At 38.0% G+C, this 18,592-nt stretch carries 21 protein-coding genes and 1 other RNA gene; 4 read left to right on the top strand and 18 right to left on the bottom strand.

Annotated features, from left to right (window positions below; all coding sequences use genetic code 11):
• Positions 1–32 precede the first annotated feature (32 nt).
• The 17 genes from IV87_RS04355 to IV87_RS04280 all read right to left on the bottom strand — a co-directional run bounded on the left by IV87_RS04355 (position 33) and on the right by IV87_RS04280 (position 12,801).
• Complete coding sequence (locus IV87_RS04355; RefSeq protein WP_057805821.1) at positions 33–1,028, bottom strand: serine hydrolase domain-containing protein; 996 nt, start codon at positions 1,026–1,028, stop codon at positions 33–35.
• Positions 1,029–1,048: 20 nt separating this feature from the next.
• A complete protein-coding gene (gene tsaD / locus IV87_RS04350) occupies positions 1,049–2,086 on the bottom strand; it encodes a tRNA (adenosine(37)-N6)-threonylcarbamoyltransferase complex transferase subunit TsaD (protein ID WP_057805819.1) in 1,038 nt (345 codons plus the stop codon).
• Between the two features lie 7 nt (positions 2,087–2,093).
• Positions 2,094–2,669, bottom strand: coding sequence for a ribosomal protein S18-alanine N-acetyltransferase (rimI, locus tag IV87_RS04345; protein WP_057805817.1), 576 nt, complete (start codon positions 2,667–2,669; stop codon positions 2,094–2,096).
• Complete coding sequence (gene tsaB / locus IV87_RS04340) at positions 2,653–3,378, bottom strand: tRNA (adenosine(37)-N6)-threonylcarbamoyltransferase complex dimerization subunit type 1 TsaB (protein ID WP_057805815.1); 726 nt, start codon at positions 3,376–3,378, stop codon at positions 2,653–2,655. The genes rimI and tsaB overlap by 17 nt, the downstream gene beginning before the upstream one ends.
• Before the next feature lie 177 nt (positions 3,379–3,555).
• The gene (galE, locus tag IV87_RS04335) at positions 3,556–4,551 is read right to left on the bottom strand and encodes a UDP-glucose 4-epimerase GalE (RefSeq protein ID WP_057805813.1); all 996 of its coding nucleotides are present in this window, start codon (positions 4,549–4,551) and stop codon (positions 3,556–3,558) included.
• Between the two features lie 60 nt (positions 4,552–4,611).
• The gene (locus tag IV87_RS04330) at positions 4,612–5,370 is read right to left on the bottom strand and encodes an acyl-[acyl-carrier-protein] thioesterase (protein WP_057805811.1); all 759 of its coding nucleotides are present in this window, start codon (positions 5,368–5,370) and stop codon (positions 4,612–4,614) included.
• A gap of 32 nt (positions 5,371–5,402) precedes the next feature.
• Positions 5,403–6,287 carry a 16S rRNA (cytidine(1402)-2'-O)-methyltransferase gene (gene rsmI / locus IV87_RS04325; RefSeq protein ID WP_057805810.1) on the bottom strand — a complete coding sequence of 295 codons (885 nt, stop codon included), beginning with the start codon at positions 6,285–6,287 and terminating at the stop codon, positions 5,403–5,405.
• A gap of 12 nt (positions 6,288–6,299) precedes the next feature.
• Positions 6,300–6,644: a DNA replication initiation control protein YabA gene (locus tag IV87_RS04320; RefSeq protein WP_057805808.1), complete on the bottom strand. Its 345-nt coding sequence runs from the start codon at positions 6,642–6,644 to the stop codon at positions 6,300–6,302.
• Between the two features lie 38 nt (positions 6,645–6,682).
• Positions 6,683–7,687: a DNA polymerase III subunit delta' gene (gene holB / locus IV87_RS04315; RefSeq protein ID WP_057805806.1), complete on the bottom strand. Its 1,005-nt coding sequence runs from the start codon at positions 7,685–7,687 to the stop codon at positions 6,683–6,685.
• A 24-nt stretch (positions 7,688–7,711) separates the two neighbouring features.
• The gene (locus IV87_RS04310; RefSeq protein WP_057805803.1) at positions 7,712–8,041 is read right to left on the bottom strand and encodes a cyclic-di-AMP receptor; all 330 of its coding nucleotides are present in this window, start codon (positions 8,039–8,041) and stop codon (positions 7,712–7,714) included.
• Positions 8,042–8,059: 18 nt separating this feature from the next.
• A complete protein-coding gene (gene tmk, locus IV87_RS04305; RefSeq protein WP_057805855.1) occupies positions 8,060–8,701 on the bottom strand; it encodes a dTMP kinase in 642 nt (213 codons plus the stop codon).
• Between the two features lie 29 nt (positions 8,702–8,730).
• Entirely contained in the window at positions 8,731–9,330 is a 600-nt protein-coding gene (recR, locus tag IV87_RS04300) for a recombination mediator RecR (protein WP_057805800.1), read from the bottom strand.
• Positions 9,331–9,346: 16 nt separating this feature from the next.
• Positions 9,347–9,661, bottom strand: a complete 315-nt coding sequence (locus IV87_RS04295; RefSeq protein WP_057805853.1) for a YbaB/EbfC family nucleoid-associated protein — start codon at positions 9,659–9,661, stop codon at positions 9,347–9,349.
• A gap of 20 nt (positions 9,662–9,681) precedes the next feature.
• Entirely contained in the window at positions 9,682–11,478 is a 1,797-nt protein-coding gene (gene dnaX, locus IV87_RS04290) for a DNA polymerase III subunit gamma/tau (protein WP_057805797.1), read from the bottom strand.
• Positions 11,479–11,558: 80 nt separating this feature from the next.
• An RNA gene (gene ffs / locus IV87_RS10895) (signal recognition particle sRNA small type) lies at positions 11,559–11,645 on the bottom strand.
• A 28-nt stretch (positions 11,646–11,673) separates the two neighbouring features.
• On the bottom strand, positions 11,674–12,192 hold the full coding sequence (gene tadA, locus IV87_RS04285; RefSeq protein WP_057805796.1) for a tRNA adenosine(34) deaminase TadA: 519 nt from the start codon (positions 12,190–12,192) through the stop codon (positions 11,674–11,676).
• Positions 12,193–12,801, bottom strand: coding sequence for a class I SAM-dependent methyltransferase (locus IV87_RS04280; protein WP_057805793.1), 609 nt, complete (start codon positions 12,799–12,801; stop codon positions 12,193–12,195). It lies immediately after the preceding gene.
• A 253-nt stretch (positions 12,802–13,054) separates the two neighbouring features.
• Here IV87_RS04280 and IV87_RS04275 point away from each other — a divergent pair, with 253 nt between their 5' ends.
• The 4 genes from IV87_RS04275 (at position 13,055) to IV87_RS04260 (ending at position 17,248) form a co-directional block, all read left to right on the top strand.
• On the top strand, positions 13,055–13,285 hold the full coding sequence (locus IV87_RS04275) for a redoxin NrdH (protein WP_046871054.1): 231 nt from the start codon (positions 13,055–13,057) through the stop codon (positions 13,283–13,285).
• Between the two features lie 115 nt (positions 13,286–13,400).
• Complete coding sequence (gene nrdE / locus IV87_RS04270; protein ID WP_057805792.1) at positions 13,401–15,566, top strand: class 1b ribonucleoside-diphosphate reductase subunit alpha; 2,166 nt, start codon at positions 13,401–13,403, stop codon at positions 15,564–15,566.
• 23 nt (positions 15,567–15,589) lie between these two features.
• Positions 15,590–16,603, top strand: a complete 1,014-nt coding sequence (gene nrdF / locus IV87_RS04265; protein ID WP_057805790.1) for a class 1b ribonucleoside-diphosphate reductase subunit beta — start codon at positions 15,590–15,592, stop codon at positions 16,601–16,603.
• Positions 16,604–16,669: 66 nt separating this feature from the next.
• Entirely contained in the window at positions 16,670–17,248 is a 579-nt protein-coding gene (locus IV87_RS04260; RefSeq protein WP_057805788.1) for an LOG family protein, read from the top strand.
• Positions 17,249–17,479: 231 nt separating this feature from the next.
• Here IV87_RS04260 and IV87_RS04255 read toward each other — a convergent pair whose 3' ends face one another.
• The gene (locus IV87_RS04255) at positions 17,480–18,526 is read right to left on the bottom strand and encodes a zinc-binding dehydrogenase (protein WP_057805786.1); all 1,047 of its coding nucleotides are present in this window, start codon (positions 18,524–18,526) and stop codon (positions 17,480–17,482) included.
• Positions 18,527–18,592 lie beyond the last annotated feature (66 nt).

Below are 18,592 nucleotides of genomic sequence, written 5' to 3'. Positions count from 1 at the left end.
CAGCTTTTGCAGCTGCAAAACTTGGTCTTTAATTATTCACCAAAGAATAAATCCAATAACCGATCTCGATCTTCATTCCATCGACTATCTTCTCGGGTTGGGTAATTTTGGTTGGTCAAAAAGACAAATCCACGTTTATTTTCTGGATCAAATGCTAAGATTGTGCCTGTATATCCAGTTTGAACATACTGTTCTTTATGGTTAATACGACGCCAACCTAGTGTCCGGCCATTTTCATCGTAGCTTGCCATCAAATCAAATAAATTAGGATCCAAAACTTCTTTTTTCTGATATTTTCCCCGATTAATCATCATTTCGGTAAACACGGTTAAATCACTTAACGTAGAGAAAAGACCGGAGTGCCCGCTTTCACCATTCAGTAAAAGAGCCTTGTAATCATGCACCTGTCCTTGAATTTGACCACGCTGAGCATCAACTTCAGTTGGAACAAACCGAGACTTCGGTCGGTTCAAATTATATCCTGTATTCGTCATCGCAAGTGGATACCAAATGTGATCCTGAACACTCTTATCGATTGAACCATTCAAAGTACGAATGATTAATCCCAATAAAATAAAGCCCAGATCAGAATAAACGGTTTTTTCGCCAGGTTTGTAGACCAAAGGATCCTCATACAGTTTCTTGATAAGTTCCACACCAGTTAGATTATGTTCATTTTCAACATCCGCGGGTAACCCACTGTTATGCAATAAGAGATTTTCAATTGTCACTTCAGGATGAGAAAAGCCAGGTAAATAGGCGGTAACCGAATCCTTTAATCCTAATTCATGAACCGCTAACAATTGAAACACTCTGGTTGTGGTTGCGACCACCTTAGTCAAGGAAGATAAATCATAAATCATTGAAGGATCTAATCGTTCTGCAAACGCATCCTTACCTTGAAATCCATGGTAAAAGCTATCAATTTGATTTTCATTAATAAAACTAAAAGAAGCGCCATAGATATCACCACGAGCAATAATCATATCGATTTCATTTTTCAATTTAGTAAATTTTTTATCTGTCATGCCCTTGTCTCCACTTCGTTTTATTTGACAGCATCTGGTACCCAGTCAAATTCCAAACTTGGTTCTGCATTTAAACTTGCATCTGCAAATACATGATGTTTCATAGCAACGTAACCAGCTGCACCAATCATTGCAGCGTTGTCGCCACATAATTCTAACGGCGCCTTAACAAAATCTAAATCTGGATATTTTTCGTTCAGCTTTGCTGACAAAGTATCCCTTAAACCATGGTTAGCTGCCACTCCACCGGCCAAAATTAGTTGTTTAATTGAAAACTGTTCGCAAGCCCACAATGTTTTTTCAACAATTACATCAACCACACTTTGTTGAAAACTAGCCGCTAGATCAGCACGGTCAAGCGTTTCATTAATCTGGTCCGCATGGTGAACTGTATTGATAAAAGCACTCTTCAAACCACTGAAACTGAAATCAAAGTTATCTTCATGCATCATTGCCCGCGGAAAATGAAAACTATCCTTTCCTTTATGAGCTAATTCATCAATGTCTTTACCAGCTGGATAAGTCATCCCCAGCACACGACCAATCTTATCATACGCCTCTCCAGCTGCATCATCGCGTGTTTCACCAATAATTTGAAATTCATTTTCATATGGCATGTAAACTAACTCCGTGTGACCGCCTGATACCAACAAAGCCATTGCTGGAAAGACAATTGGTTTAACAAAACGAGCCGCGTAAATATGACCGGCCATATGGTTTACAGGTACTAAAGGTAAATTATTAGCATAGGCAAAGGCTTTTGCCGCCGCAACACCAACTAACAAAGCACCAACTAATCCTGGCCCATAAGTAACCGCCACCGCGGTCAAATCAGATGGTTTCACATTAGCTTCTTCCAAAGCTTCATCAATACAAATTGTAACCTGTTCAATATGGTGACGACTAGCCACTTCTGGAACAACTCCACCAAAACGTTTATGACTATTAATTTGTGTTGCAATCACGTTAGATAAAATCTTCTCGCCGTTTTCGATAACTGCGACGCTGGTTTCATCACAACTTGATTCAAACGCTAAAATTAAATTTTTTTTGCGCATAATTCTCCTAATCCTTTTGTGTCAGATTTAATGTCATATCGATGGCATCTTCGTGATCACCAAAGTAATAATGTGCCTTTATGCCAGTTTTTTCAAATCCAAGCTTCAAATATAAAGCCTGAGCACTGATATTACTTTTTCTCACTTCTAGCGTAATCTTTTTATAGCCAATGTATTCAGCCTTATCAATCATTACTTTAAGTAAATAGGAACCAATTCCTCGATTTTGTTTATCTTCCACCACTGCTACATTGGTAATATGTGCAGTCGCCGTTCGATCATCAAAGGAGGCCCCGATAAAACCCAGCATTCGGTCATGGTAACGAATGACTAAATAAAGGCGATCAAATTTACGCCGTAATTCATTTGCAAAAGCTGCGCGATCCCAAGGTGTTTGCCCTTCATAAACAGAACGTTCTACATTCAAAATATCGGGGATATCTGGAATCATCGCTTTAGCAATGAAATAAGTATCATCTTCAATTCGAATCACATGATCGTGAATTTCAAAAGCTTGCTCGCGCAATTGTTTAGTTCGATTAAAAAAGCGATTTTTGATAAATTCTTTAATTTCTTTCAACATACGGCTTCGTATCCTCGTGTGGATGTTTTTTCTTCCATTCAACTTCGGCTTCTGTCAGGCGCAAATACTTAGGTACAAAGTTGAATGGATGTTCAACGGGTGTTGCTTGCAATCCAAGTTGTCCCAAAACAAAAGCATTAGGCAAATTTTCTGCATGTGACACTTGATGAAAATTATCAGCTAACTGTAATTTTAAAGTTTCAGCATAAATAGCCACATCTTGTCCCACAAACCAAACTGGCGCTTTCATTTCCACTAAGTTTGCAACCAAATGTTTAACAGAAATATGGCGATCTTCCATCAATGTATCCCAACCCGTGGTAGTTCGTTGATAAATTCCCGTAAAAACATTATCTCTGCGAGCATCAAACAAAGGTACAATAATGCGTCCTGTATCATTTACATTGGCTGCCAAAGCTTTCAAACTGGAAATTCCCACTAAATCAATATCTAAAGTATAAGCCAAAGTCTTTGCTGTGGTTGTCGCAATCCGCAGTCCCGTATATGAGCCAGGGCCCTGTGCCACAACTATTCGATCCAAATCATTTGGTGATAACCCTGTTTGTTTCAAAAGGTCTTCCACAATCGGAAGCAATTGAATACTATGATTTTTACGAATATTTGTTGTTGTCATGGCTAACAACTGGTTATCATTGAGGACCGCTGCACTTAACGGTCGATTTGAAGTGTCTAATGCCAATACTTTCATAAGCCATTCCTTTTCATCATTAATATCTCGTACATTTTAAGTTTAGAGCAATCTTTATTGTTCAAAAACTAGCCCTTTTTCGTATTCTTCCCTAAATATCTTATCACAATTTTTAAGTTGAATGACCATTCATAAAAAAGAACTCGAAATCATCAACGATTCGCGAGTTCTCCAGTTCTAGTTTTCTTCTTCAAACCCATTAGGATGTTTTTGTGTCCAATTCCAGGCTGTCTTGATGATTTCATGAATATCATCATACTTTGGCTGCCATTTTAATACTTCTCTAGCCTTATCACTTTTAGCTACCAGCGTATCAGGATCACCAGGTCGACGAGCCGCAATTTTGGCAGGAATTTTTTTACCAGTTGCCTGACGAGCTGCTTCCAGAATTTGTTTGACAGAGAAACCAGTTGACGATCCCAAATTAAAGGCATTACTGTTATTACCAGCCTGTAAATATTTCATTGCTAAAATATGTGCATCAGCTAAGTCAGTAACATGCACATAATCACGGACATTTGTTCCATCAGCCGTAGCATAATCGTCCCCATAAATCTGCAGTTCGGCACGTTTTCCAGCTGCAACTTGTAAAACAATCGGGATTAAATGTGTTTCTGGATGATGATCCTCACCAATACTCCCATCATCTGCTGCACCGGCAACATTAAAGTATCGTAGTGCAACAAATTTAATTCCATATGCAATGTCAGCCCAATGCATGATCTTTTCCATCATTAGTTTGCTTTCACCATATGGATTAATTGGAGCCTGTATATCGGTTTCCTTAATTGTGGCATGTTCTGGGTTTCCGTATGTGGCAGCTGTTGAAGAAAAAACAATTCGTGAAACATGATTAGCATGCATTGCTTCCAATAATGTAATCACACCACCCGTATTATTATCAAAATACTTCAATGGATCCTTCATTGATTCAGGAACAATTGAAAAAGCCGCAAAATGAATAACTGTATCAATTGATTCTTTTTGAAAAACTTGGTCTAAAAACGCCCGATCTCGAACGTCTCCTTTATAAAAACGAGCCTGTTTATCAACGGCTTGTCGATGTCCGGTCACTAAGTTATCAATAACGACAACATCTTCATTTTGTTCAACTAATCTTTTCACCATATGCGAACCAATGTATCCTGCTCCGCCAAGAACTAAAACTGACATATTTTGCCTCCTGCATATTCTCATTTTGCCTTGATTATACCATAGCACTTACACAACGAATTAATCACTTATTGATTTCCAACTACATTCAGCCTCACAATAAACTTCACCATTAACTGTCATTCTATGTAAGGTAACCAATTTATTGACCGCATCCGTTTCTTTAACCACTTCACTGGTCACAATATGTCCATATTGAATTTCTTTATGATACTGAATGTTCAAACGAGTCGGCACATGCGTTTGCAAAAATTCAGCTGGCAAAACATCTAATAACCATTCAAAATAATGAGAGTTATTTACATGACCATTTGTATCAAGATCAAAATAACGAACTGGATATTGCTTAGCAGTTGTTGTTTGATTATCCGTAATTTTTTGAACACGTGGCAAACGGGTAAGTCGCTTGACCTCATCACTGCCATAAGGATCAATTAGTTCAGGAATCAGCTTTCCCATCCGTCGTGTTTTGTGATTCATCAATACAAAATTACTATTTACACTTAGTAAGTTATCTCCTTGCTCATTTTCAACGGAGAAATGGCGTTCACAAAAGAACTTATTGTGAGCTGTTGCTTCGGTTCCTAATTTGATGGTTGAACCAATTTCTGGTAATTGATTAATTTTCATTAAATATTGTGTAACTACCCAGCCCACTCCATATTTCAAGACTTCTGGTGATCCTACTCCTAGCTCTTCACTTTGATCTTCTGAAGCCAAAACCATTAAGTTTACTAACATTGGAATCGAAGCATGATAAGTTCGATCCCCATCATAATATACCAAGCGATGATTTTCACTAAATCTCTTTCCAGCCACGCGTCATTCTCCTCTTTTCATCTCTTTTGCCATTACTCCGAATCACGCAGATGATGATATGTTGCATAAACATCTTGTTTTCTCAATCCCCGTAATTTAGCAACTTGTTTAATGGCATCATTCGGTTTTTCACCAGCACTAATTAAATTTGTAATTTGATCCTCTAGCGACATTGCTGGTAAAGCTTCGGTTGAGGCTTGTGAAGCATGCTGATTTCCTTCGACGATTATCACAAACTCACCACGAATTTCATTTTCTGTTGCCCACGTCAAAAGCTCTTGTAAACTTCCCCGTAAAAATTCTTCAAATTTTTTGGTAAGTTCGCGACAAAGAACTGCTTGCCGTTCTTCACCAAAGATTGTATTCATATTCGTCAAAGTCTTCTTTAAACGATGCGGCGCTTCATAAATGATCAGCGTTTCCTCTTTATTTACCAACTTTTCTAGTTGTTGCTTTTGCTCTGTTTGTTTACGATTCAAAAAACCAAAAAAGTAAAACGGTTGTGGCGAAAGACCAGAAGCAATCAACGCAGTTAACCCCGCATTTGCTCCCGGTAATGGCACAACAGAAATGTGTTGTTTTATACAGGCCACCACTAAGTCATGTCCTGGATCACTAATTGAAGGCATCCCCGCATCACTAACTTGCGCAATATTTTCACCATCAAGTAATCGTTTAACTAACTCTGGAACCCGTTGTCTTGTATTATATTCATGAAAACTAATTTGTTTGGTTTCAATATCAAAATGATTCAATAACTTCTGTGTATTTCTTGTGTCTTCAGAAGCAATAACATCAACCTTTTTTAGTGTTTCCACACTTCGAAAAGTCATATCTCCTAAATTACCAATGGGGGTAGGCACAAGATAAAGAATCCCACTAGTTTGATCTTTAGCAAAGCTTTTTTGTGATTGCAAAATTAGTCTCCTTTAACGATCTCCATAAATAACATCGAGGCAAAAAGCACACGGTTCATCATTTTCACGATGCTTGCCAAACCATTCATTGCAGACATGATAGCCTCGTCCATATAATTTCTCCAGATTTTTTCGTGATTTGGAGAGACCATGCTTAGTGCTTTTTTGAGCTTCTTTTTTTGATGGCCGTTCATATTTTTCAAGTTGTTCGCGTAAATGATCATTTTCAATAACCAATTCCGCATTTTCTTCAAGAATTTCGGTCATTCCACTTTGAAGTTCTTTAATTTGATCTAACATTTTTTGTGTTTGATCTTGAATGCCATTGAAACTCTCGTATATCTCCCGTTTGTTCACAATCTCACCTCATTCACAATGATTAATTCTGGAATCTTTTAATAAGTTTGGCACAATCTGATCGTCAAGGATTCAAGTACATTTTGAAAACTAACATTGCGATTTAGTAAACTTTTTGCTGCTAAAGCTTTTTCCGTAGCTTGCATTAGTGCCGAAGTTGTTTTATTGACGAGTTGTTTTTCAATCTGTTTGTCTTGATTTGGAAAACTTAACCTTAGATTCTGAGGATTGACCTTTAATAACAAAGCCTCTCGACAGTACAACATGACAATATCAAGAATCAACTGTTGGGTTTCTTTTGTTTTTGCCAAACTAACGATATTTGCCTGAACCTCCACAAACGCACGCATATCTTTGTTGAAGCTTAGTAAAAACCACCTACTTATCGCAGCTTGTACCTGTGCTAACCAATCATCTTTAACCCAATTTTCAACCTCAACAACACTATTAGTCAAGTTCATTGCCATCGCAATCAAACTAGGTGTAATTTGTTGATCTTGTAATTGTGCTTTAAACTGCTCCGGTACCAACGGTTTTAATTCCACAACTTCTGTTCGCGAAATAATTGTAGGTAACATCAGGTTTTTATTAGTTGTTAACAAAAATGCCGTCACGTTAGGACTAGGTTCCTCAATAAATTTCAGCAAACTATTGGCCGCACCTGCCGTCATTTTATCCGCATCGGAGATAATAAAGATCTTTTGATTACCTTCAACGGCACTTTTTGTAAATTCAGATTTAAGAAAACGCACTTGATCAACTTTGATACTTTGCCCGTCAGGTTTTACAATGACGACGTCTGGATGCTGGCCCGTGCTGATTCGTCGACATTCCTGACACTGTCCACAGGGTTCATTATCTTTTACATTTAAACAAAAAAGACGCATTGCAATCCAAGTTGCCAATTCGTCTTTTCCAATTCCTGATTCTCCAGCAAACAAATAGGCATGTGCCAATTTGTGGTCAGCAATGATTTGGGCAAAATGTTTAAGCAACTCTGGTTGTTTATTTAAAACTGCCGTTTGAATTCCGTCTTCCGTCATTTTGCTGCTCCTTCGCTGCTGTCCTTAGAACTGTTGAAATTTTTCAATTGGCATGACAAACACTGTTGCGCCACCAACTTGAACTTTAACCGGATACGCAGTTGTGCCTTCCATACTAGCGTCCAAATTAACAGGTGGTGTCATAAATTCTTCACGACTATGCGATGCTTCTTTAATCATCGCTAAAACCTCATCAACTCTCTGATCATCAATTCCAATCATATAAGTGGTATTACCTGATTTTAGAAAACCACCAGTTGTTGAAAGCTTGGTTGCTCGGATATTGGCATCGATAAATTGATCACTTAATTGACTAGCATCTTTGTCTTGTACAATTGCAATAACTAATTTCATTATCGTCACTCTCCTTACCTATTTAAAAAACTCTTTATTCTCTTGATAAATAATTTTTTCAACGTTAGAAACAACGTCTGCTTTGCTTTGGGTGGCATCAATCACTTTAATTCGTTGTGGATTCTGTTCGGCAATTTTTAAATATGAAGCCCGCACCCGTTTATGAAACGACAATTGCTCAACATCCAACCGATTTATTTCATCAGTTCGATGCGTCATAATGCGTTGCAAACCAATTTCAGAAGGAATATCAAAGTAAATCGTTAGATCGGGTAACAAACCTGCCGTTGCAAATAAATTCATTTGATAGACTTCATCAACACCGATTTGTCGTCCTGCTCCTTGATAGGCTACTGAACTGTCAACATAACGATCACACAGAACTAATTTTCCACTATTTAGTGCTGGTTGAATTGTTTCGACAATATGTTGACGGCGAGCTGCAGCATATAATAAAGCTTCAGTTCGATCATCCATCTCCGTATTTTTTCGATCTAAAATAATATTGCGAATAGCCTCAGAAATTCGATTTCCACCCGGTTCACGAGTGACAACTAACATATTCTTTAATTGTGGTGTCAAATCCGCCACAACTGAATTTAAAGCCGTTGTTTTTCCTGCGCCATCTGGTCCTTCAAATGAAATAAACTTTCCTATCAACATGCCATCCCGCTTCTTAAATTAGTCTTTTACATTTCGGTTCGGCCCTCTACAGCCTTAAACAAAGTCATTTGATCCGCATACTCAATATCACTACCAACTGATAAACCATGAGCTAAGCGTGTCACCTTAATCCCAGCTGGTTTAATCAACCGAGATAAATACATTGCCGTCGCTTCACCCTCAGGCGTTGCATTAGTGGCAACGATAACTTCTTTAATTGCCTGATTGGTCTGTAAGCGTTTCAAAAGACTCGAAATATTCAAATCTTCTGGTCCTTTACCTTCCATTGGAGAAAGAACTCCCTGCAAAACGTGATACAAGCCATGATATTCCTTCATTTCTTCCATCGACATGACATCTTTTGGATCTTCAACAACTAGCACTGTTGACTGATCACGTGTTTTATCTCGACAGATTTCACAGGGGTCATCTTCCGTGATATTGCCACAAATACTACAAAAATGTAAATCTCGTTTGGCAGAGACTAAGGCTTTTGCAAATTCAGTGACATCATCTTGATCCATATTAATGGTAAAAAACGCCAATCTTGTGGCACTTTTTTCGCCAATTCCGGGTAATTTCATATAACTATCAATCAATTTTGCAATCGGCTCTGGATATTGCATTTATAAACCCTCATTCTTACATTCTAGGTAAACCTTTTGTATATTTACCCATTGTTTTATTCGTTTCGTCTGTAATTTTTTTCATGGCATCATTAACAGCTGCCACAACCAAATCCTGGAGCATATCCACATCATCTGGATCAACAGCTTCCGGTTTGATAGCAATATCTTTCATTGTCTTATCACCCGTAAAAGTTACTTTTACCATATCATCTGGGGCAACTCCTGTAAATTCTGTTGCATCCAAGTTATTTTGTTCTTCGCTTACCTTTTTTTGCATCTTTTGCATTTGACGCATCATATTTTGCATATTTCCCATTCCGCCACGCATTTTAATTCCGCCTTTCTTAATCAATCATTTTTTATTTCCACTGTTTCAGATCCAAATAATGCTTCCGCCTTAGTAATCACTGGATCTGGTTGGTCTTGTGAACCATCGTTTGTAGACTGCTCACTTTCAGGTGCAAGATCACTTGTATTAGTAGGTGCACTTTCATTTGTCTGTAAATCATCTTTATGTTGTTGAATATAACTTTGCCGTATTTCTGGCCATTGTTCAGCATCAACATAAGCAATTTTTAAATCATGACCAACCAGTTTATCAATGTCTTCGCTGAGTAACTGACGAAGCTCACCATCATCTGCAGCTTGTTCATATAAAAACGCATAATTAAACGCAATTACGGCGCCCTTTTCACTAGCCGCAACTGGTTGTGCAACATGCATTAACGCCCGTTGCGTCACACTTAACATTGACATTAGGTCCGGCCATATCTCTTTTAATTGTACCAAATTTTTTTTGGTTGCGTTCTCTAAAACTGGATAAATTTTTGAGAGATTTGGTTTGACACGGCGGCCATTCTTTTTAGGACCACTCGTTCGGTTTACATGTTTTACTGTTTTTGAAACAGGTTCATTGCCCTGATTTTCCAACTCTTGAACTTGATGGGTAAGTTTTTTAACTTGCGTTTGTAAACGCGTAATTTCAGTGTCATCTACTGTTATACTTGCTGATGATTTTTGGTTAACAGCTGATTCGACTGGAGCTTGAACAGCTTTTTTTAGGGTAGGTTCAGCTAATTTGATTGTCAAAACTTCCATATAAACATCTGGATGAGTCGTAAAACGCATTTGTTGTTGTGTATTATTCAAATGATCAATCATCTGATAAATGTGTTCGGCTGAAATAGACGTTGCAAACGTTTTAAATTGCTCATCAACATCGCCTAGTTCTTGATCAACAATTAAGGCTGGATCTTGTTGATACAGTAATAAATTACGACAAAAATTAATCAAGTCTTCAATAAAACGATTGGCATCTTTTCCTTCAGCCAGAACCTTTTCTAAGGTTGCCAATGCTGAACTCACCTGTTGCTTGGACACCTCAGCTACATATGTGTTTAATAAATCGTGATTGACACTACCCGTAACCTGTAAAGCATTTTTTAAAGTGATTTCATTATCACCAAAAGACAACGTTTGATCCAAAATACTGAGTGCATCTCGCATCCCACCCTCAGCAGCCTTGGCAATCACCATTAATGCTTTTTCATCAAAAGTAATCTTTTTTTGATTTAGGATGTAAACCATGCGTTCGTAACTATCTTTTGTTGAGATTCGACGAAAATCAAAGCGTTGTGTTCTTGAAATAATGGTAAGCGGAATTTTTTGTGGTTCCGTTGTTGCCAGAATAAAGACAACATTTGCTGGGGGTTCTTCCAAGGTCTTTAGAAGTGCATTAAATGCCCCCGTTGACAACATGTGGACTTCATCGATGATATAAACTTTATAATCTGCTTCGGTAGGTGCATATTTTGCCTTATCCCGGATATCACGAATTTCTTCAACACCATTATTAGAAGCCGCATCAATCTCGATAACATCATTTAAACGTCCTTGCGTAATCGCTTTGCATGTGGCGCATTCATTACAAGGTTCGCCATCCTTCAAATGATGACAGTTAACCGCTTTGGCAAAAATTTTAGCTGCCGATGTTTTTCCAGTTCCTCTAGGACCCGTAAACAAATAGGCATGGCTAGTCTGTCCAGTAATGAGCGCGTTTTTTAATGTCTGTGTAATTACTTGTTGTCCAACAATCTCATCAAAGCGTTGTGGCCGCCAAACACGATATAAAGCTTGATAACTCATCTTTGAATTCCCTTCAATCATTTTTATAAACCTAAATAAAAAGCTCCTAGCCATGGCGACTAAGAGTTTATCAATTTCCTAATAACTTAAGGCACAAGACAGATCAGACTTAGTGCTGCTTCCTTCCGGATCTGACACAATTCGTAAGTCCACCCTTGCCTTAAGGCCTCTCGGCACTATTAATGATACTCGATCTTACTCAAAATTTCTACTAATTTGTTTACTTTTTTTAATGTTTTTTCTGTGAAGCCGGATTTCACGGAAAAAAGTTTGCATAATTCGGCTTGCTTCTTTTTGAAAAAGTCCTTCATGAACTTGAACTTGATGATTTAATCGTTGATCATTTAAGAGTTGATATAAACTTTGCACCATGCCAGCTTTAGGATCTCGAGCCCCAAAATAAACTTCGGGAAGCTGTGAATTAATAATCGCACCACTGCACATCATACAAGGTTCAATTGTCACAAACAACTGACAGTCCCAAAGTCGCCAACTATTTAAAGTATGACAAGCAGCCTTGATTGCAATAAGTTCTGCGTGTGCAGTCGCGTCTTGATCTTTCTCACGCAGATTATGTCCCTGGCCAATTACCTGATTTTGATAAACCACAACTGCGCCAATCGGTACTTCCCCAATTTTCTTGGCTTTTTTTGCTTCTTCATAGGCTAGACTCATGAAATACAGCTCTTGATTAGCTGACAACTCGTTAGTCATTTATTGAGACTCCTTCACACTTTTAATAATATAGTAACCTTTTTGTTTGTGTATTATTTCGGCATTACCAAAAACTTGTTTCATTGTCTTTTTTGCAGAAGGCGCTCCTTGTTTTTTTTGCAAAACAATTATTAACATGCCATCAATTTGTAAATATTTTTTGGCATCGAAAAGAATTTTGGTGACGATCGCTTTTCCCGCTCTAACTGGTGGATTAGAAACAATGGTTTGATAATCTGTTTTTTCCACTTTGTCATACGTATCGGATTCCCAAATTGCCACGTTGGTAATATTATTTTGTTCAGCGTTTTCTTTACATAAAGCCAACGCACGTAAATTGACATCCACTAAATCCACATGGACAGCAGGCAATGCTTTAGCAATTGCTAAGCCCATTGGACCATAACCACATCCGACATCCAACACATTGCCAGTTATCTCATTTAAATCTAACGCTTCTAATAATGTACGGGTTCCAAAATCAATCGTATTTTTTGAGAAAACACCATTATCAGAATTAAACGTTAAATTTTGTTTCAATAACGTAAACTGCCATTGCTTTTTTTCATGTAAAACTTTGGGATTTTGTGTATAATAATAGTCAGTCATATTTTTCTCCTTCTTTATAGTTTCCATTATAAAGGATTATTAGGTTTAAAACATAACTAACTTAGCGTTAGATTTTTCATTTTATACTGAATTAAAAAAAGTTTCCTTCAAAACCTTATTAGACCACCACATTTAGTGTTTATCCAAAAAAACGCACTAAATATGGTGGTTTTTCATTGAATTTTACATTTTATGCTGTATACTAAATCTATCAGTTAAAACATAAAAGAAACAGAGAATTGAAGGTGATTACATGAGTGAAGTAACAATTTATACTAAAAACAACTGTATGCAATGTAAGATGACAAAACGTTTCTTAAGCGAACATAACATTCCATTTAAAGAACGTAATATTAATACAAATCCTGATTATATCGATTATTTGAAGTCACGTGGATTCCAAGCAGTCCCTGTTGTGGAATCAAACGGTAATGAACCAATTGCCGGATTTCGACCTGACGTTTTAAAACAACTTGCTATTTAGCAATTCATATATCACTGTATCAGGCTGATTAAAACGCACATGCTGCACATTATGACAGCTAGGCGTTTTTTATTTATCCCTATTTTAATTGTTATCGCAGAAAGGCGTGGAAAATATGAGTCTCAAGAACTTAAAAGATGTCACCTATTATGACTTAAACAATGAAATTAATATTCCGGTCAACAACCAAATTCCGCTCAACAAAGATCATGATGCATTGGCTGCCTTCTTAGCACAAAATGTGGAACCCAACACCAAAAAATTTGACTCTTTGCAGGATCGATTCGATTACCTCATTAAAAATGATTATATTGATGAAGATTCGATAAAAAAGTACTCACCACAGTTTCTTGAAAAACTATATACCTATTTGAAAGACCAACATTTTCACTTTAAATCATTTATGGCGGCTTATAAGTTTTACGCTCAGTATGCATTGAAAACTAACGACAATAGCTACTACTTGGAAGACTTTACCGATCGTGTTGCCATGAATGCCACCTATTTTGCCGAGGGTGACGAAGATTTGGCCATGGCAATTGCCGATGAAATTATTCATCAACGTTACCAACCTGCTACTCCCAGTTTCCTAAATGCCGGTCGTAAACATCGTGGCGAATTAGTTTCGTGTTTCTTAATTCAAGCAACTGATGACATGAACGCCATCGGTCGAACCATTAATTCAGCACTTCAGTTATCCAAACTTGGTGGTGGCGTGGGAATCAACTTAAGTAACCTACGAGAAGCTGGTGCCCCAATTAAAGGTATTGAAGGCGCAGCTAGTGGCGTAGTCCCTGTTATGAAGCTTCTAGAAGATAGTTTTTCCTATGCTAATCAACTCGGTCAACGTCAGGGTGCTGGAGTTGTCTACTTAAACATTTTCCATCCGGACATTATCGCCTTTCTTTCTGCAAAAAAGGAAAATGCCGATGAAAAGATTCGTGTCAAAACGTTATCGCTTGGCGTGGTCGTACCGGATAAATTTTACGAGCTTGCTCGTGAAGATCAGGATATGTATCTCTTTAGCCCCTATTCAGTTGAAAAGTACTACGGCAAACCATTCTCGTATGTTGATATTACTAAGGAATATGACAACATGGTGGCTAATCCCGAAATTACCAAAACAAAACTTAAAGCTCGTGATTTAGAAAATGAGCTTTCCAAATTACAACAAGAATCTGGTTACCCATATGTCGTTAACGTCGACACGGCTAACCGTGACAATCCGATCTATGGAAAGATAGTAATGAGTAATTTGTGTTCTGAAATTATGCAAGTTCAAACACCATCTGAAATTGATGATAAACAAGCATATACAAAATTGGGTACGGATATTAGTTGTAACTTAGGTTCAACTAACATCGTAAATATGATGAATACGCCTAATTTCGGCCATTCTGTTGAAACAATGGTTCGTGCGTTAACTTTTGTAACTGATCATTCCAACATTAATGTGGTTCCTTCCATTCAAAATGGCAATTCACTAGCCCACACCATTGGTTTAGGTGCTATGGGTTTGCACGGTTTTCTTGCTAAGAATCATATGTACTATGGTGATTCAGATTCCTTAGATTTTACAAGTGTTTACTTTATGCTTTTAAACTACTGGACCTTAAAAGCTTCGAATGAAATTGCTCGAGAACGTCAAACGACTTTTCATAATTTTGAAAAGAGTAAATATGCCGATGGTAGTTACTTTGACAAATACATTGATAAGGATTGGGGTCCAAAGACTGAAAAGTCTAAAGAATTATTTAAATCAATCTCAATTCCTACCAAAAAAGATTGGCAAGCATTAAAGGCAGCAGTCATGAAAGATGGCCTGTATCACCAGAATCGCATGGCAGTTGCTCCTACAGGTTCCATTTCCTATATTAATGACGCCACAGCTAGTTTGCAGCCCATTGTTAACCGGGTTGAAGAGCGTCAAGAAAAGAAAATTGGAAAGATTTACTTCCCAGCTCCATACCTTGACAACAGCACTTTAAAATACTATCAATCAGCCTATGATATTGATATGCGCAAAGTCGTTGATATTTACGCTGCTGCTCAACAGCACGTCGATCAAGGCATGAGTATGACTTTCTTCATGCGCTCAACCATTCCTGAAGGTATTTACGAGTGGAAAGATGGACGAACTAATAAAATGACTACTCGCGATTTGAATATTTTACGAAATTATGCGTATAATAAGGGAATCAAATCTATTTATTATATTAGAACTTTCACCGATAACGATGGCGAAGTCGGCGTCAATCAATGTGAAAGCTGTTCAATTTAACTATTCAGAAAGGAATTAAAATAATGGCAGATTCAAAGCTAGATCCAATTAAATGGAGTGCTGATGGCAACTATAAAGCCATCAATTGGAATCAGGTTTCCGATGAAATTGATAAGGCAACCTGGGAAAAACTAACAGAACAATTTTGGTTAGACACACGAATTCCTATTTCAAATGATCTTGACGATTGGCGTACGTTAGACGAAGATCATAAATGGGTTGTAGGTCACGTCTTCGGAGGCTTGACTTTACTTGATACCTTACAATCTCAAGATGGAATGGCAGCCTTGCGAAAAGACGTGCGTACACCACACGAAACCGCCGTTCTAAATAACATTCAATTCATGGAATCTGTTCATTCAAAAAGTTATTCATCAATTTTTGAAACTTTAAATACACCAGACGAAATTAGTGAGATTTTCTCATGGAGTGATAGTGAAGAATTTTTGCAGAACAAAACTAAGAAAATTTACACGTTATATCATGATGACGGCGATCCACTAAAGAAGAAAATCTCTAGTGTCTTCCTTGAAACTTTCTTATTCTACTCTGGTTTCTTTACACCCCTTTACTACTTGGGTCACAACAAATTAACCAACGTTGCTGAAATTATTAAGTTAATTTTACGTGACGAATCAGTTCATGGTACTTATATTGGTTACAAATTCCAGTTAGCACTCAAAGAGTTGTCTGAAACTAAACAACAAGAACTTAAAGACTGGATGTTTAATTTCCTTTATGAACTGTATGATAACGAAGAAAAATATGTTCACGTTTTGTATGACCAAGTTGGCTGGACGGATCAAGTGTTAACTTTCACTCGTTACAATGCTAACAAGGCTCTAATGAACCTGGGACAAAATCCACTCTTCCCTGATACTGAAGCTGATGTTAACCCAATCGTGATGAACGGTATTTCAACAGGAACTGCAAACCATGACTTCTTTTCACAAGTTGGCAATGGTTACCGTTTAGGTCAACTCGAAACAATGTCTGATAAAGACTACGATATTGGTGAACCTAAAGACCACAAATAAGTTTTAAAAGAATGTCTCTAAGTTTCCTAACTTATGGACATTCTTTTTTTATTAGGAGATAAAAACATGAAATCAATTCGATCAATTTGTGTATTCTGCGGATCAAATACTGGTTATGACGAAAATTATAAAAAAATAACCATTGAACTTGCCGACTATTTAGCTGTTCATCACTATCGATTAGTGTATGGTGGTGGACGTCTGGGTTTGATGGGCGTTTTAGGTAACGAGATGCTAAACAAGGGTGGCGATGTTTTAGGTGTCATCCCCAAAGTACTTGTAAATGAAAAATTAGCTCGAATTCCGAATGATAAGATTATCACCACTGCCGATATTTCAGAACGTAAGCAATATATGTTGGATGCCTCAGATGCTTTTATCGCCTTGCCTGGTGGCTTTGGCACCTTCGAAGAATTTTTCACCATGTTATCTTGGAGCCAAATCAATCTGCACCAGAATCCACTCGCGCTCTTAAATGTAGATGGTTTTTACGAGCCATTAATTCAATTACTCAACCAGGCTGCAGAGGCAGGTTTTGCACCCAAGGAAAACTTAGATCTATTTGTGACTGCAAAGCACATTCCAGAATTATTCGAAAAGATGGGATCATTTCGTCATACGCAGCCTACTAAATGGACTAATTAGCAACTCATACTTTTATAGCACAACAAAAATACCGATATTTGCCTACTAGTTTAGGGCTTTATCGGTATTTTTTTGAAACAACTTTATTTAGAATTGGATAAACTTGACCATTCTCACACTTCTGTGGCAAAAAAATTTTAACTTTTGTTAGTTCTTTGTCAAATTCCGTTGATGACTAGGAAACAAAAACACGACACCCAAGCGAAATGTCGTGTAATAGCAAATTTAAGATTAGTCAGATACAACAACCATTGATTTAATTGTTTTACGTTCTTGCATATCTTGGTAAGCTTGGTTGATGTTATCTAAGCTGTATGTTTCGGTGAAAACACGGCCAGGGTTAATTTCGCCATCCAGAACGGCCTTAAGCAATAGTTGCTTATCATAAGTCGTCACTGAAGCAGAGCCCCCAGCTACCGAAATATTTTGTGCAAAGGTTGATCCTAAGGCGTGGTTATTATAGTGTGGCACACCGACATAACCAATTCGTCCACCATTGTGAAGTACGCCCAGTGCCTGGTCAATGGCAGATTCTGTACCCACACATTCAAGTGCAGCATCAGCGCCACCACCAAGAATCTCACGAACTTTAGCAATTCCTTGCTTACCACGTTCAGCAACAACAGCTGTCACACCCGACTGCAATGCCATCTGCTGACGATCTTCATGACGACTCATCAGTACAATCTGTGAGGCACCACGCAGTTTTGCGGCAATAACGGCACACTGACCAACAGCACCATCACCAACGACAACAACTTTATCACCTTTTTGAACATCGGCACAACGCGCCGCATGATACCCGGTTGGCATCACATCGGCTAAAGTCGTTAATGATTTGATCATTCCTTCTGTGTAGTCGCCAGGCTGTCCAGGAACCTTGACCAACGCCCAGTTGGCATACTGGAAGCGAATATATTCTGATTGGAAACCATTAGACCAGTTAGTTGCACCTTGATGACGATCGCAAGTTCCGTCAAATCCGGCACGACAGGCATCGCATTCGCCACAACCATGAGTAAATGGTGCAATTACAAAGTCACCGGGCTTTACTGTTGTAATAGCCGAACCGATTTCTTCAACGATCCCGATGGCTTCATGACCATCGTTTGTAGAATGGGGTTGCTTATTATCACCATGCGCATAAGCCCACAGATCAGAGCCACAAACACAGGCGCGTACAACTTTGATAATCACATCATCATCAGCTTGTAGACTTGGTTTGTCAATATCTTGAACGGTCACCAAACCAGCCTTTTCAAAAATTGCAGATTTCATAATTTCCATACCCAGAACGTCGAATAACCATGAATTTGATTATGCGGCGTTCGTTTCCTTTCAAAT

It is taken from the genome of Pediococcus ethanolidurans, assembly GCF_001437405.1.
Taxonomy (GTDB): Bacteria; Bacillota; Bacilli; order Lactobacillales; family Lactobacillaceae; genus Pediococcus; species Pediococcus ethanolidurans.
The sequence above is the reverse complement of the archived record's forward strand: the minus strand, read 5'-3'. Positions and strand labels throughout refer to the sequence as shown.

Bases quoted from the DNA above. Each gene is read 5' to 3' on its own strand.
- IV87_RS04275 (WP_046871054.1), top strand. From the start codon at position 13,055: ATGAGTGAAGTAACAATTTATACTAAAAACAACTGTATGCAATGTAAG.
- rimI (WP_057805817.1), bottom strand. From the start codon at position 2,669: ATGTTGAAAGAAATTAAAGAATTTATCAAAAATCGCTTTTTTAATCGA.
- tsaB (WP_057805815.1), bottom strand. From the start codon at position 3,378: ATGAAAGTATTGGCATTAGACACTTCAAATCGACCGTTAAGTGCAGCG.
- nrdF (WP_057805790.1), top strand. From the start codon at position 15,590: ATGGCAGATTCAAAGCTAGATCCAATTAAATGGAGTGCTGATGGCAAC.
- tadA (WP_057805796.1), bottom strand. From the start codon at position 12,192: ATGACTAACGAGTTGTCAGCTAATCAAGAGCTGTATTTCATGAGTCTA.
- nrdE (WP_057805792.1), top strand. From the start codon at position 13,401: ATGAGTCTCAAGAACTTAAAAGATGTCACCTATTATGACTTAAACAAT.
- IV87_RS04260 (WP_057805788.1), top strand. From the start codon at position 16,670: ATGAAATCAATTCGATCAATTTGTGTATTCTGCGGATCAAATACTGGT.
- IV87_RS04295 (WP_057805853.1), bottom strand. From the start codon at position 9,661: ATGCGTGGCGGAATGGGAAATATGCAAAATATGATGCGTCAAATGCAA.
- IV87_RS04310 (WP_057805803.1), bottom strand. From the start codon at position 8,041: ATGAAATTAGTTATTGCAATTGTACAAGACAAAGATGCTAGTCAATTA.
- IV87_RS04355 (WP_057805821.1), bottom strand. From the start codon at position 1,028: ATGACAGATAAAAAATTTACTAAATTGAAAAATGAAATCGATATGATT.
- IV87_RS04255 (WP_057805786.1), bottom strand. From the start codon at position 18,526: ATGAAATCTGCAATTTTTGAAAAGGCTGGTTTGGTGACCGTTCAAGAT.
- galE (WP_057805813.1), bottom strand. From the start codon at position 4,551: ATGTCAGTTTTAGTTCTTGGCGGAGCAGGATACATTGGTTCGCATATG.
- recR (WP_057805800.1), bottom strand. From the start codon at position 9,330: ATGCAATATCCAGAGCCGATTGCAAAATTGATTGATAGTTATATGAAA.
- tsaD (WP_057805819.1), bottom strand. From the start codon at position 2,086: ATGCGCAAAAAAAATTTAATTTTAGCGTTTGAATCAAGTTGTGATGAA.
- holB (WP_057805806.1), bottom strand. From the start codon at position 7,687: ATGACGGAAGACGGAATTCAAACGGCAGTTTTAAATAAACAACCAGAG.
- IV87_RS04280 (WP_057805793.1), bottom strand. From the start codon at position 12,801: ATGACTGACTATTATTATACACAAAATCCCAAAGTTTTACATGAAAAA.
- dnaX (WP_057805797.1), bottom strand. From the start codon at position 11,478: ATGAGTTATCAAGCTTTATATCGTGTTTGGCGGCCACAACGCTTTGAT.